Genomic DNA, 15,753 nt, shown 5'->3' with positions numbered 1-15,753 from the left:
GGCCTCAGGCGAGTGCGTGACGGTAGGACGCCGAGTAGCGCCCGGTGGCGTAATGTTCGAGCTGGCGTTCGATATCGCCCAGCATGGAGCTGGCGCCGAGGCGGAAGCGGTCGGGCATCGTCCAGGCCGTGCCGAGCTCCTCCTTCATGAGGATGAGCCAGGAGAGCGCGTCCTTGGCGGTACGCATGCCGCCCGCCGGCTTGAAGCCGACAATCTCTCCCGACAGCGCGCCATAGTCGCGGATCGCCCGCACCATGGTAAGCCCGACGGGCAGGACGGCATTCACCGCCTCCTTGCCTGTGGAGGTCTTTATAAAGTCGGCACCCGCCTGCATGGCCACCATCGAGGCGCGGTAGACGTTGCGCAGCGTGGCAATGTCGCCGGTGGCGAGGATCGCCTTCAGATGCGCGGGCCCGCAGGCCTCGCGCATGGCGCGGACTTCGTCATAGAGTGCCGGCCAATTCTGCGTCAGCACATATTCGCGGGTGATCACGATGTCGATCTCCGCCGCCCCCGCCTCGACCGCATAGCGGATTTCGGCAAGCCGCTGCGGCAGCGGCGTAAGGCCTGCGGGAAAGCCGGTTGCGACCGAGGCCACGGGAACGCCCGAGCCCTCCAGCGCCTTCACCGCGGGCGGCACCATGGTGGGATAAACGCAGACAGCGCCCGTGGTGATGCGCTCCTCCTCCAGCCCCAACGCGGTCAGCAGCTCATCGGAGAGCGGCTTCTTCGCCTTGGCGCACAGCCGGCGCACGCGGCCGGCCGTGTCGTCGCCGGCGAGCGTGGTGAGGTCGATGCAGGTGATGGCGCGGACCAGCCACGCCGCCTGCCACGCCTTTTTCACGGAGCGCCGGGTCGCCAGCGTCGCCGCCCGCCGCTCGGCGGCGGAGAGGTTCACCGCCACGTCCTCGAACCATCCGGGGGTCAGCGCCGTGCCGCGATTGCGGACCTCGTGCGGCCCGCTTCCGGCCTCGGGGACGGCTTTGATTGTCGGGTGCTTTTCCGGCAGGATCATCCGCGACCCCTCCTCATCTCGATGAAACGGTTGAGCAGAACGGCGGCCACTATGATAAAGCCGGTCACCGTCATTTGATAGAACGATCCGAGCCCCAGCAGGTTGAAAACGTTGCGCAGCACCTGCAAGAGCATGACGGCGAAGAACGTGCCGAGAAGACTGCCGCGCCCGCCGAAGAGGCTGGTGCCGCCCAGCACCACCGCGGCGATGGCGTCCAGCTCCAGCCCCTGCGCCGCCGTCGGCTGGCCGATGCGCAGGCGTGAGGTCAGGAGAATGCCGGCAATGGCGGCCGTCACGCCGGAGATGGCAAAGACGGCGGTGATCATCAGCCGTGTCGGCAGGCCCGACAGGCGCGCCGCTTCCGGGTTGCCGCCGGTCGCATAGACGTACTCGCCGAACACGGTAAAGCGCAGCACCAGCCCGCCGGCGATGCACAGGCAAATGAAGATCAGCGCCATCGACGTCAGGCCGAGGCCGGGCAGGATGGGGATGACAGAGGACGAGATGGCGGCGAAGGACGGCGGCAGCCCGCTCACCGGCACGCCGTCCGTCAGGAGATAGGTGATGCCGCGGAAGGAGACGAGGCCGGCGAGCGTGACGATGAAGCTCGGCACCTGCCCATAGGCGCTCGTCGCCCCCATCGCCGCCCCGCATAAAAGCCCCACGAGAGCGGTGGCCACGACGGCGAGCGCCGGGTCCCATCCCGCCGCCATCAGCACCGCCACCACCATGCCGCAGAGCGCGGTCAGCGAGCCCACCGACAGGTCGATGTTGCCGGTGAGGATCACGAACGTCATGCCGATCGCCACCACGCCTACAACGGCCGCCTGCTGGAACAGGTTGGCGATGTTGACGAAAGTCAGGAAGTTATCGGAGAGCGCGGCGGCGATCACCACCACGACCACGAAGATGGCGATGAAGTTGTACTCGATCAAGAGATTGGCGAGGCGCCGGTGGGCCGGCGCCCGTTCGGCGATCGCGTTGTCAGTGGACATGCTGGTCTCCAAGGATGGTCGCCTTCAGTATCGCCTCTCGGTCGATGACCGAGGGGTCGTAGCGGTCGAGAATCCGGCCTTCGTGGAACACCCAGATGGAATCGCAGGCCGCGTAAAGCTCATCGAGCTCGCTGCTCGCCACGATCACGGCGGCGCCGTCGGCCGCCAGCTTCTCGACCAGCGCGTAAAGGTCGGCCTTCGCGCCAACGTCGAGCCCGCGGCTCGGCTCGTCGAGCAGCAGGATCTTCGCCCCGTTCACCACCCACTTGGCGAGCACCACCTTCTGCTGGTTGCCGCCCGAAAGCTGGATGACCGCCTGTTCCAGGTCGGCATATCTGGTCGACAGCCGGTCGAGCACGGGCCGCACCCTCTCCCGCTCGCGGCGATGGCGCATGGCGAACCGGCCGCCAAGCGAGGCGAGCGTGGCGTTCTTGTAGATCGGCGCATCGAGAACGAGGCCGTGGGTCTTGCGGCTTTCCGGCACCAGGCCCAGGCCACGCCGGATCGCATGCGCAGGATGGGTGGGGCGGTAAGGCCGGCCGCCGACCTCCACCGCTCCCTCGAACCTGAGATCGCCGAACAGCGAACGCAGGAACGTGGTGCGGCCGGAGCCGTTGAGGCCGGTGAGGCCCGTCACCTCGCCCCAGCGTACGGCGAAATTCTCCACCATGAGCCCATCCGCACCGCGCATCTGGCTGACCGACAACGCCACCTCGCCGGCGACCGGCGGGCACGCCTTGCGCTCGACCAGTGTGCGCGCCTTGCCGATCACCGCCTCCACCAGTGCCGTGTCCGGCGTATCGGCGACATCGTAGGTGGCGATGGTGCGCCCGCCGCGCAGAACGGTGACGCGGTCGCCGATCTCGCGCAGCTCGGCCAGCCGGTGGCTGACATAGAGGATGGACACGCCCTGGCGCACCAGGTCGCGGATCACCTCGAACACGGCTTCCAGTTCCGTCTCGTTGAGCGCGGCGGAGGGCTCGTCCATGATGATGATCTTGGCGTTCATGGTCAGCGAGCGGGCGATGGCGGTGAGTTGCTGGTTGGCCACCGAAAGCTGCTCCACCCGCGCCCTCGGCGAAAAGCGCGCGCCGATGCGCTGAAGCGCCTCGCGGGCACGCTCGCTGCGCACGCGGCGGTCGATCACCCCGGCCTTGCCCGGCGCATGGCCGAGGAACAGGTTCTGCTCCACGGTGAGCTGGGGAACGAGGTCGAGCTCCTGATAGATCATCGAGATGCCGGCGCGCGCGGCATCGGCCGGCGAGTGGAGATCGAGCGCCCGGCCCTCGAGGCTGATGCGCCCGCCGGACGGTTTCAGCGCGCCGGCGACCATCTTCAACAGCGTCGACTTCCCCGCGCCGTTGGCGCCCAAAAGGCAGTGGATCTCGCCGCGGCGCACCGTCAGCGAAGCCTGTTCCAGGGCGACGATGTTCATGGGAAAACGCTTCGACACGTTCTCCACGACAAGCACGTCATCGGCCATCCGCACCCTCCAACGCGGCGCGCGCCGTGGTTTCGTCTGTGATCAGGACGGATAGGTAGCCGGCCTTGAGCGCGGCAAGCGTCACGGCGTGCTTCTCCGGCCCCGAGGCGATGCCGATCGAGCGCTCCTTTTTCTTCAGGAGATCGAGGCGCAGGCCGATGGTGCGGCCGTCGAGCTCCTCGTCGACGACGGCCCCCGACGCGTCGATGAAGCGGCCCAGAATGTCGCCGACGGCGCCCTCTTCTCCGAGCCGGTCGATATGGTCCGCATCGATATAGCCGGAGGTCACCAGCACGGATTCATGCGAAAGACCGCCCATGCTGAAGCACACGACTTCCGCCTCGGCGGCAAGCTCCAGCACCTTCTCGATCACCGGGTCCTGCTCCAACACTTCGCGCGTGCTCTTCTTGCCGACGATGGCCGGCACCGGCAGCAGCGTCGCCATGCCGTTGGCGCTGCGCGCGAACTCTTCCGCCACGGCGATCACGCGATCCGACGTCGAGCGGAAATTCGTCGCGCCGTTGACCAATACCACGTGCAGCCCCGGATTCCAGTTGGCCGGCAGGAAGCGGGCGACCGCGGACATGGTGCGCCCCCACGAAACGCCCATAAGCGAGACCTGAGGCTTGAGCCCGGCGATATATTTGCTGGCCGCCTGCGCCACCGCCTCCAGAAGCACGTCGCCGTCGTGGCTTTCTCCATGGGGCACGACCACGGCATCGCTAAGCCCGAACGCCTGCTGCAACGCCACCTCCAGGTCGGTGGCGCGGCTGGAGCGCGGGGTGATCTCGATACGCACGACACCCAATTCGCGCGCCTCGGTCAGCAGCCGGCCGATCTGCCAGCGGGTGAGGCCCAATTCCTTGGCGATCTCACCCTGCGTGCGCTGCAGGTCGTAATAGAGCTTCGCCGCGCGCACCATCAGATACTCGCGCTGCTCGTCGGAGGGCAGACGGACGGGCGGGGTCCTGGCCACGCTCATGGGGCGCCGTCCTCCGATGCCGAAAGCCGGTGCAAGGCGGGCGCGAGCATGCTGGTGAGCTCGTCATACCGGGCCAGAGCGCCATCATACCAGGATGTCCGCTCCGGCTCCGGCATCATCGCCGATCCGCCGACGGCGAGCGCGTGCGAGGCCGAGGCAAGGTCCGGGTAAAGACCGAGGCCGCAGGCCGCGCTGACAACGGCACCGAGAAGCGAGAGGTTCTCCTCGCGCACCAGCTGCACCGGCCGGCCGAGCGCGTTAACCGTCGCCTGCAGCCACAGCGGATTGTGGCAGATGCCGCCGCCCATGACGATCCGCTCGATCAAGACGCCCTCCTTCTCCAGCGCCCGCAGGACGTTGACCGTACCGAGCGCCACCGCATCGACCGCCGAACGGTATATCTCCGCCCGGCCATGGCCGAGCGAAAGACCGAGGATGGCGCCGCGCAGACCGGCGTCGCGATAGGGCGTGCGGTTTCCCATCCAGTAGTCGAGCACCATCAGGCCTGTCTTCTCCGGGACAAGCCGGGACGCTTCGGCGATGAGCGCGTGATGACCGGCCTCGTCCAGCCCGAAAATCTTCCCGGCCAGCCAGTTGAGGATGGAGCCGGCCGAGACCTGCCCGCCCTCGACCAGCCAGCGCCCGTCCATCAGCGCATTGGGATAGGGCCCCCAGAAGCCGGGAAGCGGGCGCTGCGCATCGAGATGCGTGAGGTGAGCGACCGATGTGCCGCCGACGATGAGCATGCTGCCGGGATCGATCGTCCCCGCTCCCAGCATGCCCATCTCCGCGTCGATGCCGCCCTGCGTCAGAAGCGGCGTGGAGGTGAGGCCGAGTTCGGCCGCGATCTCGGCGCGCACATGGCCCACCACACCGCCAACCGGCACGATGCGTGACGGCAGCTTGTCGATCAGTGCGGCAACGCCCAGCGTTTCGTAGATCTCCGGCACATAGCGCCCGGCGGCCGCATCGTAGTTCCACTTGCAGGTGGCGTTCATGCGCGAGCCGGCCCATTCGCCACAGAGCCGGTAGTTGATGTAGTCGAGGGCCTCGCACATCACCTCGGCCCGGGCGAACACTTCCGGCTCGTGCCGCGCCAGCCACATCGCCTTGGGAACCAGCCATTCGGCGGCGTCCTCGCCGCCGCTATAGGCCATGACGGGATGGGCGAGCCTGCCGGTCTCATGCGCCTCGCGTGTGGCCCGGCAGTCCATCCACAGTATAGCCGGGTAGACCGGCGTGCTGTCGCGCCGGCAGGCGACGACGGTGGATGCCGTGGCGGCCACGCAGACGGCGGCGATATCGCGGCTGCCCGCCGCCTCAACCGCCCGCCTGCCGGCGACGATAAGGGCCCTCCACCACTCCTCCGGCTGCTGTTCCGCCCAGCCCGGGTGTGGGTAGACGGTCTCGTAGCGCTCTTCCGCGCTGCCGCGCATCGTGCCGCCGTCGAGGTCGTAGACGCCGGCGCGGACGCTTCCCGTTCCCAGATCGAATCCCAGGACAAGTGTCATCTGTCTCTCCTCCCACCACGCATGCCCCGCCGGGCCGACGCACAATGCTACGGCCGGAACATGACCTTGGAATAGAACATGTCCGGCTCGTCGCGGAACCGCGCGAACATACCGGGCAATTCGGCAAGGTCCAGATCGTGGCTGATGAGAAACTCCCATTTCAGACGGCCGGTGCCAAGCGCTTCCAGCGTGGCGGCCCATTGCGGCCCCGGAAAGGGGGCGCCGAAGGAATTCCAGGAGCCGTGCAGAGAAACCTCCTGGCGCAGAAAATGCTGGAAGGCGGCGTTGGGCAGCGCCACCTCGCCAACCGGAATGCCGATGAAGACGACATGCCCGCCGGGGGCCGCAAGCCGCACGGCAGCAGTGATGGCGGCGGCGTTTCCCGCCGCCTCGACAATCACGTCGCACGGCAGGTCGCCGGCCGCCCCGTCGCCGGCCAGGATAGAGTGGGTGGCGCCCGCCTCCTTCGCCAGCGCCAGCTTGCGCTCGGAAACATCGACCGCCACGACCTCGCTCACACCCATGAGCCGCATCCACTGGATGGCGAAAAGGCCGATGGGCCCGCAGCCGATCACGCCGCCGCGCTGGCCGACGGCGATCCCGCCCGCCTTCCAGATGGCATGAAGGGCGATGGAGGCGGGATCGGCCATGGCTACCGCCCTCGGGTCGGCACCGGCCGGCACCTTCAGAAGGTTGGAGGCAGGGACCGAGACATATTCGGCATAGGCGCCGTCGCGCCGCGAGCCGAAATAGTCGTAGTCGCGGCAGCGCGAGAACTGCCCTTTCAGGCACTGGTCGCAGGCATGGCACGGCAGCATCGGCGGCACGACGACGAGATCACCGACCGTGAACCCCTCCAACCCCTCGCCAATCTCCGCGACATGGCCGGAAAACTCGTGCCCGCAGATGAGCGGCATCCGGTGCGCGCCCTTGATCAGCATGCGCGGCAGGTCCGAACCGCAGACCCCGACCGAGGCCACACGCACCAGGGCGTGGTTGTCATGAAGCCGGGGGGCGGGGACGTCCTCGACGCGGATATCGCCGGGACGATGGAGCACTGCTGCGCGCATTGTCTGTTCCTGTTTCAATCTTTTGAGAAACCCGCGGGTCGCGCGCACGGCGGAACGAGCCCACCGTGCGCGCCGTCTTGGGAGCCTTACCTGGCCAGAACCTCGGGCCGGTATTCCGCGAACAGGGCATCATGCGGGAACTCGCCTACATTCTCCGGTGTCACCAGGGTGGTGCCCGCGTCGACGAAGCCGGGCACCTTCTTGCCGGCCGCCGCCTCGCGCGCCACCTGGATGGTCACGTCGCCCAGATATTGCGGGTCGTTGAGCGTGGTGGCGATGTAGTTGCCGCCCGCCTCCATCACACTGAGCGCCTCGGACAGCCCGTCGACGCCGGCGATCAGCACGTCGTCGCGGCCGCTTTCCTGGAGCACCTGCAAGGCGCCGAGCGCCATGTCGTCATTGTGTGCATAGACCACCTTCACATCGATGTGCGCTTGCAGAAGATCCTGCATGGCGACCACGGCATTGGCGCGGATATATTCGGCATACGGCCCCTCAACGATCGTGTGGCCCGACCCTTCGAGCGCGGCATGGAAGCCGTCGCGGCGGTCCATCATGACGGCGCCGCCGGCGTCGCCCTGGATCTCGATGATCTTCGCCCCCTCGACGCCGTCGGCCTTCAGGCGCTCGACCAAGGCCTCGCCGACGAGCGCTCCCATCTTCTTGTTGTCGCGGCCGATATGGGCGGTGACGCCCTCGCCGTTGATGCTGCGGTCGACGGTGATGACGGGAATGCCCGCCGCCGTCGCCGCTTCGAGCGAAGGCACCACCGCATCCGGGTTGACCGGGTTGATGATGATCGCATCCACGCCCTGGGTGATGAGATCCTGGATATCGTTGTTCTGCTTGCTGACGTCGCCATTGGCGTCGAGGAAGATCAGCGTGTCGCCGCCCGCCTCGGCCGCCGCCTCGGCGCCGTTCTTGAGCTGCACGTAGAACGGCGACTGCAGCGTCACCTGGCTGAAGCCGATCTTCAGCCCCTCCGCACCCGCCACTCCCGCACCCACCACCACGGCAAGCGGCAGCGCGGCAAGCGCTGAAACAATCCTTGAAAATCCGAACATGCGTGCTCCTCCCGTTGAACGATGATAAAACAACAAATGAGCGAAATATGCTCATTTGTTGTTTTATCAAAAGCAGAAACCCCGCGCCCAGTCAAGAGCGCGCGCGGTGGTCGTCGCTCCTGGTGCCCCGAAACCCGAGCCAGGCGGAATGCCGCAGGTCTGGTGAAGGCTTGAGACCCGGCTATAGTGTGCTATTGCGGCGCGGATGGTTTGGGAGGACCGCTTGTTTATGGACAATAGTGAAGACCGCGGCGCAACTGCAGCGCCCAACGGCGTCAGTCTCGGGCCCCTCCCGGGCTTTATCGGATACGCCCTGCGCCGCGCCCAACTCGTCATCTTCGACGACTTCATCCGCACGCTGGAGACCGTCGACTTGAGGCCGGCCTATTTCTCGGCCCTCATCATCATCGACGAGAACCCCGGTCTCAACCAGTCCGAGGTAAGCGCGGCGCTGGGCGTCCAGCGCACCAATTTCGTGACGATGGTCGACCACCTGGAGAAGCGAAACCTGATCGAGCGCCGGCCCTCCAAGAAGGACCGCCGCTCCTACGCGCTGCATCTGACGAAGGAAGGCAGGGCGCTGCTCGGCGAGGCGCGGCAATTGCAGGCCGAGCACGAGGCGCACTTCGCGCGCAAGCTGGGCCCCGGGGGCCGGGAGCAGCTTCTGCCGCTTCTGTGGAAGCTGGTGGAGTAGTGAAATGAAGGCGCGTGCCTTCACCCTCGCCTTCGACAGGCTCAGGCGCCAAGCGCCCTCGTGGTTCGACAAGCTCACCATGAGGGCTACTGGAGACTCGGCGCCCCTTCGACGCCGGTCCAAGGAGGGGAGATGAGCGGAGAGTTTCCCTATGAGCAGGAAGGGGCGACCTCGCAGTAGCCCTCATGGTGAGCTTGTCGAACCACGAGGGCGCTTGGCGCTTGCCTTCAAAAAGCCCTCACCTGAGCCCTGAGCTTGTCGAGGGCCAACCATGAGGGCGGGATGCCGGTCACCGTCTTATGCGAAACTACCCGACCCGCCGTCCCGTTTCCGGGTCGAACAGATGCACGTGCTGCGGCGCGATGGTGAGCCCCACGGTCTCACCCGGTCGCACCTCGGTGCGACCCGCATGGAAAACCGTCAGCTCCGGTTCGCCGGCCGACGAGAGATAGCTCGCCGCACCCGTGAACTCGACGACACCGACGCCGACGCGGATCTGGCTCCTGTCCGGCTCCCCGAGGCTCAGATGCTCCGGCCTGAGGCCGGCGACCACCCGCCGTCCCGGCTCCAGCTTGCGGCCGAGCGGCAGCACCGCGCCGTCGTACCCTTCGAGCGCCACCGCGTCGCCCGTCTCCGCCACCGCCGCCTCGACGAAGTTCATCGCCGGCGAGCCGATGAAACCGGCGACGAAACGGTTGGCGGGGTGGTCGTAGAGATCGAGCGGAGCGCCGGCCTGCTCGATCACGCCCTCGCGCATCACCACCACGTGGTCGGCCATGGTCATCGCCTCCACCTGGTCGTGCGTGACATAGACGGACGTCGCGCCCAGCCGGTCGTGCAGCGCGCGGATCTCCTTGCGCATGTGGACGCGAAGCGCGGCATCGAGGTTCGATAGCGGCTCGTCGAAGAGGAAGGCCTTCGGATGGCGGATGATGGCGCGGCCCATCGCAACGCGCTGGCGCTGGCCGCCGGAAAGCTCGCGCGGGTAGCGGTCGAGCAGGTTCCCAAGGCCGGTGATCTCCGCCACCTCCTTGGCGGCCTTGTCGCGCTCCTCCCTCGGCTTGCGCTTCAAGCGCATGGAATAGGTGAGGTTCTCCTTCACCGTCATATGCGGGTAGAGCGCGTAGGACTGGAACACCATGGCCACGTCGCGCCGGCGCGGCGGCACGCCGTTCATCGTCTCGCCGGCAATCTTCATCGTGCCGCCGGTGATCGATTCCAGCCCCGCCAGCGAACGCAGGAGCGTCGACTTCCCGCAGCCCGACGGCCCGACCAGGGCGACGAACCGGCCCTTGCCGATCTCGAGGTTGATATCCTTGAGCGCATGGAAATGCCCGTAATGCTTGTCCACATGCTCCAGTTCGATCTGCGGTGAGGTCATTTCAGGGCTCCCGCGGTCAGTCCGCTGACGATGCGCCGCTGCAGCAGCACGAAGATGAAAAGGATCGGCGTTACGTAGATGGCCGAATAGGTCATGACGCCCGACCAGTCGCTGGTGTTGGGTCCCATGAAGGACTGCAGGCCGACGGTGGCCGGCTGCAGCGCCCGTTCGCCGATGAGCGAGCGCGAATAGACATATTCGCCGAAGGACAAGAGAAAGACGAGCACCGCCGTCACGAGGATGCCGTTGCGCGCCAGCGGAATGGCGATCTGCAGGAAAGCGCCGAGCCGCGAATTGCCGTCCACCAGCCCCGCCTCCTCCAGTTCCCGCGGCACCTGCATGAAGGCCGTGCGGCACAGGACGATATAGAGCGGCAGAAGCTTCGCCGCCTGCGCCAGCACCACCGCCAGGCGCGGATAGTCGAGCAGCCCGACATGATTGAACGACACGAAGATCGGCGTGATCATCAGCGAGGACGGCAGCACCTGCATCATCAGCGTCGTGAACATGGCCACATCCATCCAGATGGAGCGCACCCTGGCCAGCGCATAGGCACAGCCGGTGCCGACCGCCACGATGATGGTCGTGGTGCCCGCAGCGATGATCAGCGAGTTCGTCAGGAACCGGTCCATGCGCAGCCGCACCCAGACGTCGGCGACGTTGAAATGAAGCGTCTCGGGCCAGAAGGTCGGCGGGAAGCGGAAGATCTCTGAGCCGGACTTCAGCGCCGTCACATACATCCAGTAAAGCGGGAAGAGGTAGAGCGCCACGAACAGGATGGCGAGCGCCAGTAGAGCGTATTTTCTCATGGCCGCTTTTGTCATGGCCCCGCTCCTCAATAGCTCTGTTCGTGCCGCGTGGAGCGGGTATAGACCGCCGCCACCGCCACCACGAAGACGATCATCAGCACCGACACCACCGAGCCGTAGGAGATCTGGTAGGTCTGGAAGGAAAGTTGCCAGGACCAGTACTGAGCTACGTTGGAGGCGTTCGACGGCCCGCCCTGGGTCAGCGCGGCGAAGAGGTCGAACTGCTGCAGCGTGAAGATGATGCCGAGCGAGATAACGGCGCCCAGCGGCGCGCGCATCAGGGGCAGCGTGATGGTGAAGAAGCGCTGCCAGGCGCCCGCCCCGTCTAATTCGGCCGCCTCGTAGACGTCACGCGGGATCGCGGCGAGGCCGACCGACAGGAGGATCATGTTGAAGGGAATGCCGAGCCAGATATTGGCGATGATGACCGAATAAAGCGAAACGTTCGGATCGGAGAGCCAGAAGATGTTTCTGTCGGTGATGCCGAGCGAGCGCAGCACGTAGTTGAGGACGCCGAAATCGCCGGCAAGAATCCAGCTCCAGACCGCCCCGACCACCAGCGCCGGCATGATCCAGCCGGCCAGGAACAGCCCACGCAGATATGTGGCGCCGGGAAAGTCCTGCTGAAAGAACAGCGCCAGGCCGAAGCCGATCGCGAGCTGGAAGACAACCGACAGCACCACGAACTGTATCGTGTTCCACAGAACGGTGCCGGCGACCGGATCGCCCAGCACGTCGCGGTAGTTCTGCAGTCCGACGAAGGGCCGCTCGAAGGAGGCCAGCGAGAAGAGGTCCACCGTCTGCAGCGAAATGACGATGTTGTAGACCAGCGGAAAGGCCGAGAAGACCCCGAGATAACCGAGCGCCAGCCACACCAGAACCGCATCCAGGCCGCGGGCGTCCCGCACGGAGCGTATGAAACGTGCCATGAACGATCCTCCTTGGCGGTGCCATCACGGCCGCGCGCCCTTCCCTCCCTTTGCGGCAGGGCTATCCCATATGCCGGCTTCGCCGGTACCCCCACCCCTTACCCCTCCCCTCAAGGGGGAGGGGCCGCCGACGTCCCAGAATCCCCCTCCCCCTTGAGGGGAGGGGTGAGGGGTGGGGGTCCGATCAAGGACTCAGAACCCATATGCGATAGCCCCGCCCCTTGCGGGGAGGGAATGGGCGCACGGCCACTGCCTTACCTCAATCCCCCAGCACCCCGTCGATCTTCTGCTGAGCCGTTTCAAGCGCGGCTTCCGCCTCGGCCTGCCCGGTCAGCGTCGACTGGATGGCCTGCTGGATCGCCTGCGAGATGCGCGGCCATTCGGGATGCGGCCCGCGGTTGCGCGCATATTTCATGCTCTCCTCGAAGACGGCATAGATCTCCGCGTTGTTGGGATCGCTGACCTCCACATCCGAGGCCGGCAGGTAGCCGAACTCGTTCCACACGCGCGGCATCTGCTCGTAAAGGAACTCGACGAACATAAAGGCCTCGTCCGGATTGTCCGTGCTCGCCAGGATCACGTTGTCGCCCTCACCGAGCGCGGAGGCCCGTGTCGCCCCCTCCTCCGGCACCGGCAGGAGTGCGGCCCGATACTCGAAGTCGGCCTCTTCGCTCATGCGCGGCAGTTCCCAGGGGCCTGAGATCGACATGGCGGCACTTCCGGCGTTGAAGGTGCCGGTCGAATCCCACTGCCCGCGGATCAGCGTGTCGGGCGAGGCCAGCCGCTCGTCGAGCAGGCGCTTCCAGAAGTTGAGCGCGCGGGCGCCGCCCTCGGTCGCGACGTTGTCATAATCGCCTCCCGTCATCTGCAGCCAGGGCAGGAACTGGAACGTGCCCTCCTCCGTCGCCACCGCCGAGAAGGCGATACCGTAGACATTCTCCTCCGGCTTGGTCAGCGTCTTCGCCGCCTCGTAAAGCTCGTCCCAGGTCTTGGGCGGATTATCCGGATTAAGGCCCGCTTCGCGGTACATGTCGGCGTTGTAATAGAGCGCGATGGTGTTGGCCCCGCGCGGCAGGCCGTAGATGCCGCCCTCGTAGGTTACCGAGGCGAGCGGGCCGGGATAGATGTCCTCGACATTCACGATCTCGGACTTGTCGATATAGGGCTTCAGATCCATCAGCAGCCCGCGCGAGGCGAACAGAGCCACTTCCGGGTTGTCGATATAGGTAATGTCCGGGCCGGTCCCCGTCGCCACGGCGCGGGCGAGGTCGTTGACCATGTCCTCGAACTGCACCGTGCGCACGTTGATCTTGATGTCCGGGTGCTTCTCCATGAACTCTTCGGCGAGCACGTAGTGGTATTCGCCCGGATCGTCGATCGTCCAAAGATCGAGGCTCACCTCTTGTGCCGACACGATGGCCGTCGAGGCCAGAAGCCCGGCAACGGCATGGATACATGACTTCAGTCTCATCTTCTCCTCCACTTGGCGGACCCTTCGCCCGCATTGTGCCGCCTGCCGGCCATTCCCCCCGGCCGGCACGGCTCGTCATCCGGCTGCGACGAACGCGCCGCCCCGGCATCTCTTCAGATATTCCAGCGCACGCATCTGCCCGGTCATCTCCAGCGCGTCGCGGTAGACCGGGTCGTGCCAGCCCTCGATGTCGATGGAGCCGCTCCAGCCGGCGAGCCGCAGTTCGGAGATGATGTCCGTCCAGTTGCTGTCGCCGAAGCCCGGCGTGCGCATGAAGACGAACGGGTGCTTGCCGAAGATCCCGTGCTCGCGGATCACGTCCCGGCGGATGGTCGCGTCCTTGCCGTGGATGTGGAAGAACTTGTGCGCCCATTTGCGGATCTGCGGCAGCGGATCGATGAGATAGATCATCTGGTGGCACGGCTCCCATTCGAGACCGATATGCTCGTCCGGCGTCTCGTTGAAGATCAGCTCCCAGGCGTCGGGGTTGTGGGCGATGTTCCAGTCGCCCGTCTGCCAGTTGCCGTCCATCGCGCAATTCTCGAAGGCGATCTTCACCCCTTTGTCGGCAGCGCGCCTTGCAAGCTCGGACCAGACTTGCCTGTAGCGCGGAAGGCTGTCCTCGATGGGCATGTTGCGGATGCGCCCGGTGAAGCCGGCAACGCATGTGGCGCCGAAATGATGGGCGTTATCGATGCACTTTATCCACCCTTCCAGCGTCTCCCGGTCGAGCGGCCGCTCCTCCAGCGGATTGCCGAACATGCCGATGGTGGAGATGGTGATGTCGCGGTCACCGATCGCCTCGCGGCACCGCCTGCCGAGTTCCGCCAGATCCTGCCCCTCCGTCGTCTGCCAGAAGAAGGGCTGGAAGCTTTCGAATCCGTGGTCGGCGATGGCGGCGATGGTCTCGTCCGCGCGGGCGCGGTTGCCCTTGATCATGGTGCCGATGCGGATGGTCTTGGCTGGATCGCTCAACGTCTTTCCTTCCCTCATTCCCTGATTTCGACACGGGCGTGGGTCGCCGCGCTCTCGATGGCCGCGAACACCATGGCCAGGCTCTTGATGTTGTCGGTTCCGTCGGTCTCGGGCCTGCGCCCTTCCTCGATCGCCGCCAGGAACTCGGCGATGACGCTGGCATGCCCGTGCGTCTTCGCCGCCTCCGGCGCTTCGGGAACGTCGACCGGCGCAAGGTCGTTCAAGAATTTTCCTTCGCTCGCCACCACTCGCGCATCAAAGCCTTCCGCCCCGTCCCAGAGGAGCGAGCCTTTCGTGCCGGTAAAGCGCCACGCCGCCTCCCAGCTCGTCGGCGCCCCCTCCGCGCACCACGAGCCGCGATAGGTGAAGGTCACATTGTCGGAGAATTCGAAGATGGCGCTCGCCGCCGCCCCTTGCGCATACCAGGAACCCGTCGGGTTGGTCTCGAGCGCGTAGACCGCCAGCGGCACCTTGCCCGCCATGAAGCGCGCAGCGTCGAAGGTGTGGATCGCCATGTCGAGCAGCAGCGGATGGTCCATCTCCTCGCGGAAGCCGCCGAAATGGGGGCCGAGGAAGAAGTCGCAGTGGAGCCCGGTCAGGTCCCCCAGTGCCCGGCTTTCCAGAAAGGCGCGGATGCGCCGTACTCCGGAAATGAAGCGCCGGTTCTGGACGACGGCGTGGAGGCGTCCCGCCCGCTCCGCCGCCTGGATCAGAAGCCGCGCATCCTGAAGCGAGGTCGCCATCGGCTTCTCGCTCAGCACATGGCACCCGTGCTCGAGCCCCGCCAGCACCACCGGCTTTCGCGCCGCCGGCGGCACGACGTCGAACAGAAGGTCGGCGCCAGCCGCCTGAAGCATCGCAGGAAGGTCGGAGCCAGTGCGCGCCGGGAGCGCAAACTCGTCCACCAAGGCGCGGGCCGCGCCCTCGTCGACATCCACCAGCCCGGCGATCTCGATGCGGCCGGCAAGCGCGGGTGTCTCCCGCACGGCCCTGAGCCAGCCCTTGGCCATGCCCCCGCATCCCACCAGAACGGCCTTGAATGTCACGCAGCTTCCTCCTCCCGAACGTCTTCCGGCCCGACCTCCAGCCCTCCCGGCTGCGGCCGCTCTTGCCCGTAAACGTTTACGACGGTAGAATCGGCCGCGCATTCGTGTCAACAGGGAATCGGAAACGTTTACGAGGAAAATGCTGCGGGCGGCTCCAGCCATCTCCAACGCACCAAAAGTGAATTCAGCTAAATGGAAAGCATAACGCCCCTTCGCGCCCCCTCTGCCCTGCCGGGCATCTCCCCCACGAGGGCAGGGCTATCGCATATGAGTAAAGAGCTCATGGAAGAAGTCTCTATTCCAGTTTGCGCGGCGCATTTTACTGGCG

At 66.2% G+C, this 15,753-nt stretch carries 14 protein-coding genes; 1 reads left to right on the top strand and 13 read right to left on the bottom strand.

The window, feature by feature from the left end:
* Positions 1-4 precede the first annotated feature (4 nt).
* The 7 genes from deoC to GM910_RS21430 all read right to left on the bottom strand — a co-directional run bounded on the left by deoC (position 5) and on the right by GM910_RS21430 (position 8,120).
* Entirely contained in the window at positions 5-1,015 is a 1,011-nt protein-coding gene (deoC, locus tag GM910_RS21460) for a deoxyribose-phosphate aldolase (RefSeq protein WP_246226254.1), read from the bottom strand.
* Positions 1,012-2,010, bottom strand: coding sequence for an ABC transporter permease (locus GM910_RS21455; RefSeq protein WP_159591162.1), 999 nt, complete (start codon positions 2,008-2,010; stop codon positions 1,012-1,014). The genes deoC and GM910_RS21455 overlap by 4 nt, the downstream gene beginning before the upstream one ends.
* The gene (locus GM910_RS21450) at positions 2,000-3,493 is read right to left on the bottom strand and encodes a sugar ABC transporter ATP-binding protein (RefSeq protein WP_159591159.1); all 1,494 of its coding nucleotides are present in this window, start codon (positions 3,491-3,493) and stop codon (positions 2,000-2,002) included. The genes GM910_RS21455 and GM910_RS21450 overlap by 11 nt, the downstream gene beginning before the upstream one ends.
* A complete protein-coding gene (locus tag GM910_RS21445) occupies positions 3,483-4,475 on the bottom strand; it encodes a sugar-binding transcriptional regulator (protein ID WP_159591156.1) in 993 nt (330 codons plus the stop codon). Before GM910_RS21445 ends, GM910_RS21450 begins: the two co-directional genes overlap by 11 nt.
* The gene (locus GM910_RS21440; protein WP_159591153.1) at positions 4,472-5,986 is read right to left on the bottom strand and encodes an FGGY-family carbohydrate kinase; all 1,515 of its coding nucleotides are present in this window, start codon (positions 5,984-5,986) and stop codon (positions 4,472-4,474) included. The genes GM910_RS21445 and GM910_RS21440 overlap by 4 nt, the downstream gene beginning before the upstream one ends.
* A gap of 47 nt (positions 5,987-6,033) precedes the next feature.
* Positions 6,034-7,056 carry a galactitol-1-phosphate 5-dehydrogenase gene (locus tag GM910_RS21435; protein WP_159591150.1) on the bottom strand — a complete coding sequence of 341 codons (1,023 nt, stop codon included), beginning with the start codon at positions 7,054-7,056 and terminating at the stop codon, positions 6,034-6,036.
* A gap of 86 nt (positions 7,057-7,142) precedes the next feature.
* Positions 7,143-8,120 carry a substrate-binding domain-containing protein gene (locus tag GM910_RS21430; protein WP_159591147.1) on the bottom strand — a complete coding sequence of 326 codons (978 nt, stop codon included), beginning with the start codon at positions 8,118-8,120 and terminating at the stop codon, positions 7,143-7,145.
* Between the two features lie 229 nt (positions 8,121-8,349).
* Between GM910_RS21430 and GM910_RS21425 the strand changes: the two genes are divergently transcribed.
* Positions 8,350-8,814, top strand: a complete 465-nt coding sequence (locus GM910_RS21425; RefSeq protein ID WP_159591144.1) for a MarR family winged helix-turn-helix transcriptional regulator — start codon at positions 8,350-8,352, stop codon at positions 8,812-8,814.
* A gap of 307 nt (positions 8,815-9,121) precedes the next feature.
* On the opposite strand, the gene GM910_RS21420 is transcribed toward GM910_RS21425, so the two are convergent.
* The 6 genes from GM910_RS21420 to GM910_RS21395 all read right to left on the bottom strand — a co-directional run bounded on the left by GM910_RS21420 (position 9,122) and on the right by GM910_RS21395 (position 15,425).
* Positions 9,122-10,195 carry an ABC transporter ATP-binding protein gene (locus tag GM910_RS21420; protein WP_159591141.1) on the bottom strand — a complete coding sequence of 358 codons (1,074 nt, stop codon included), beginning with the start codon at positions 10,193-10,195 and terminating at the stop codon, positions 9,122-9,124.
* Positions 10,192-11,019 carry a carbohydrate ABC transporter permease gene (locus tag GM910_RS21415; protein WP_159591138.1) on the bottom strand — a complete coding sequence of 276 codons (828 nt, stop codon included), beginning with the start codon at positions 11,017-11,019 and terminating at the stop codon, positions 10,192-10,194. Before GM910_RS21415 ends, GM910_RS21420 begins: the two co-directional genes overlap by 4 nt.
* Before the next feature lie 11 nt (positions 11,020-11,030).
* Positions 11,031-11,933: a carbohydrate ABC transporter permease gene (locus GM910_RS21410; protein WP_159591135.1), complete on the bottom strand. Its 903-nt coding sequence runs from the start codon at positions 11,931-11,933 to the stop codon at positions 11,031-11,033.
* Between the two features lie 259 nt (positions 11,934-12,192).
* Positions 12,193-13,404, bottom strand: a complete 1,212-nt coding sequence (locus GM910_RS21405) for an ABC transporter substrate-binding protein (protein WP_159591132.1) — start codon at positions 13,402-13,404, stop codon at positions 12,193-12,195.
* Between the two features lie 75 nt (positions 13,405-13,479).
* The gene (locus GM910_RS21400; protein ID WP_159591129.1) at positions 13,480-14,379 is read right to left on the bottom strand and encodes a sugar phosphate isomerase/epimerase family protein; all 900 of its coding nucleotides are present in this window, start codon (positions 14,377-14,379) and stop codon (positions 13,480-13,482) included.
* Between the two features lie 14 nt (positions 14,380-14,393).
* Entirely contained in the window at positions 14,394-15,425 is a 1,032-nt protein-coding gene (locus tag GM910_RS21395) for a Gfo/Idh/MocA family protein (RefSeq protein WP_201285572.1), read from the bottom strand.
* Between the last annotated feature and the right edge of the window lie 328 nt (positions 15,426-15,753).

This window comes from Chelativorans xinjiangensis (assembly GCF_009812055.1).
GTDB lineage: Bacteria > Pseudomonadota > Alphaproteobacteria > Rhizobiales > Rhizobiaceae > Chelativorans > Chelativorans xinjiangense.
This window is presented reverse-complemented; position numbering and strand designations above follow the sequence as displayed.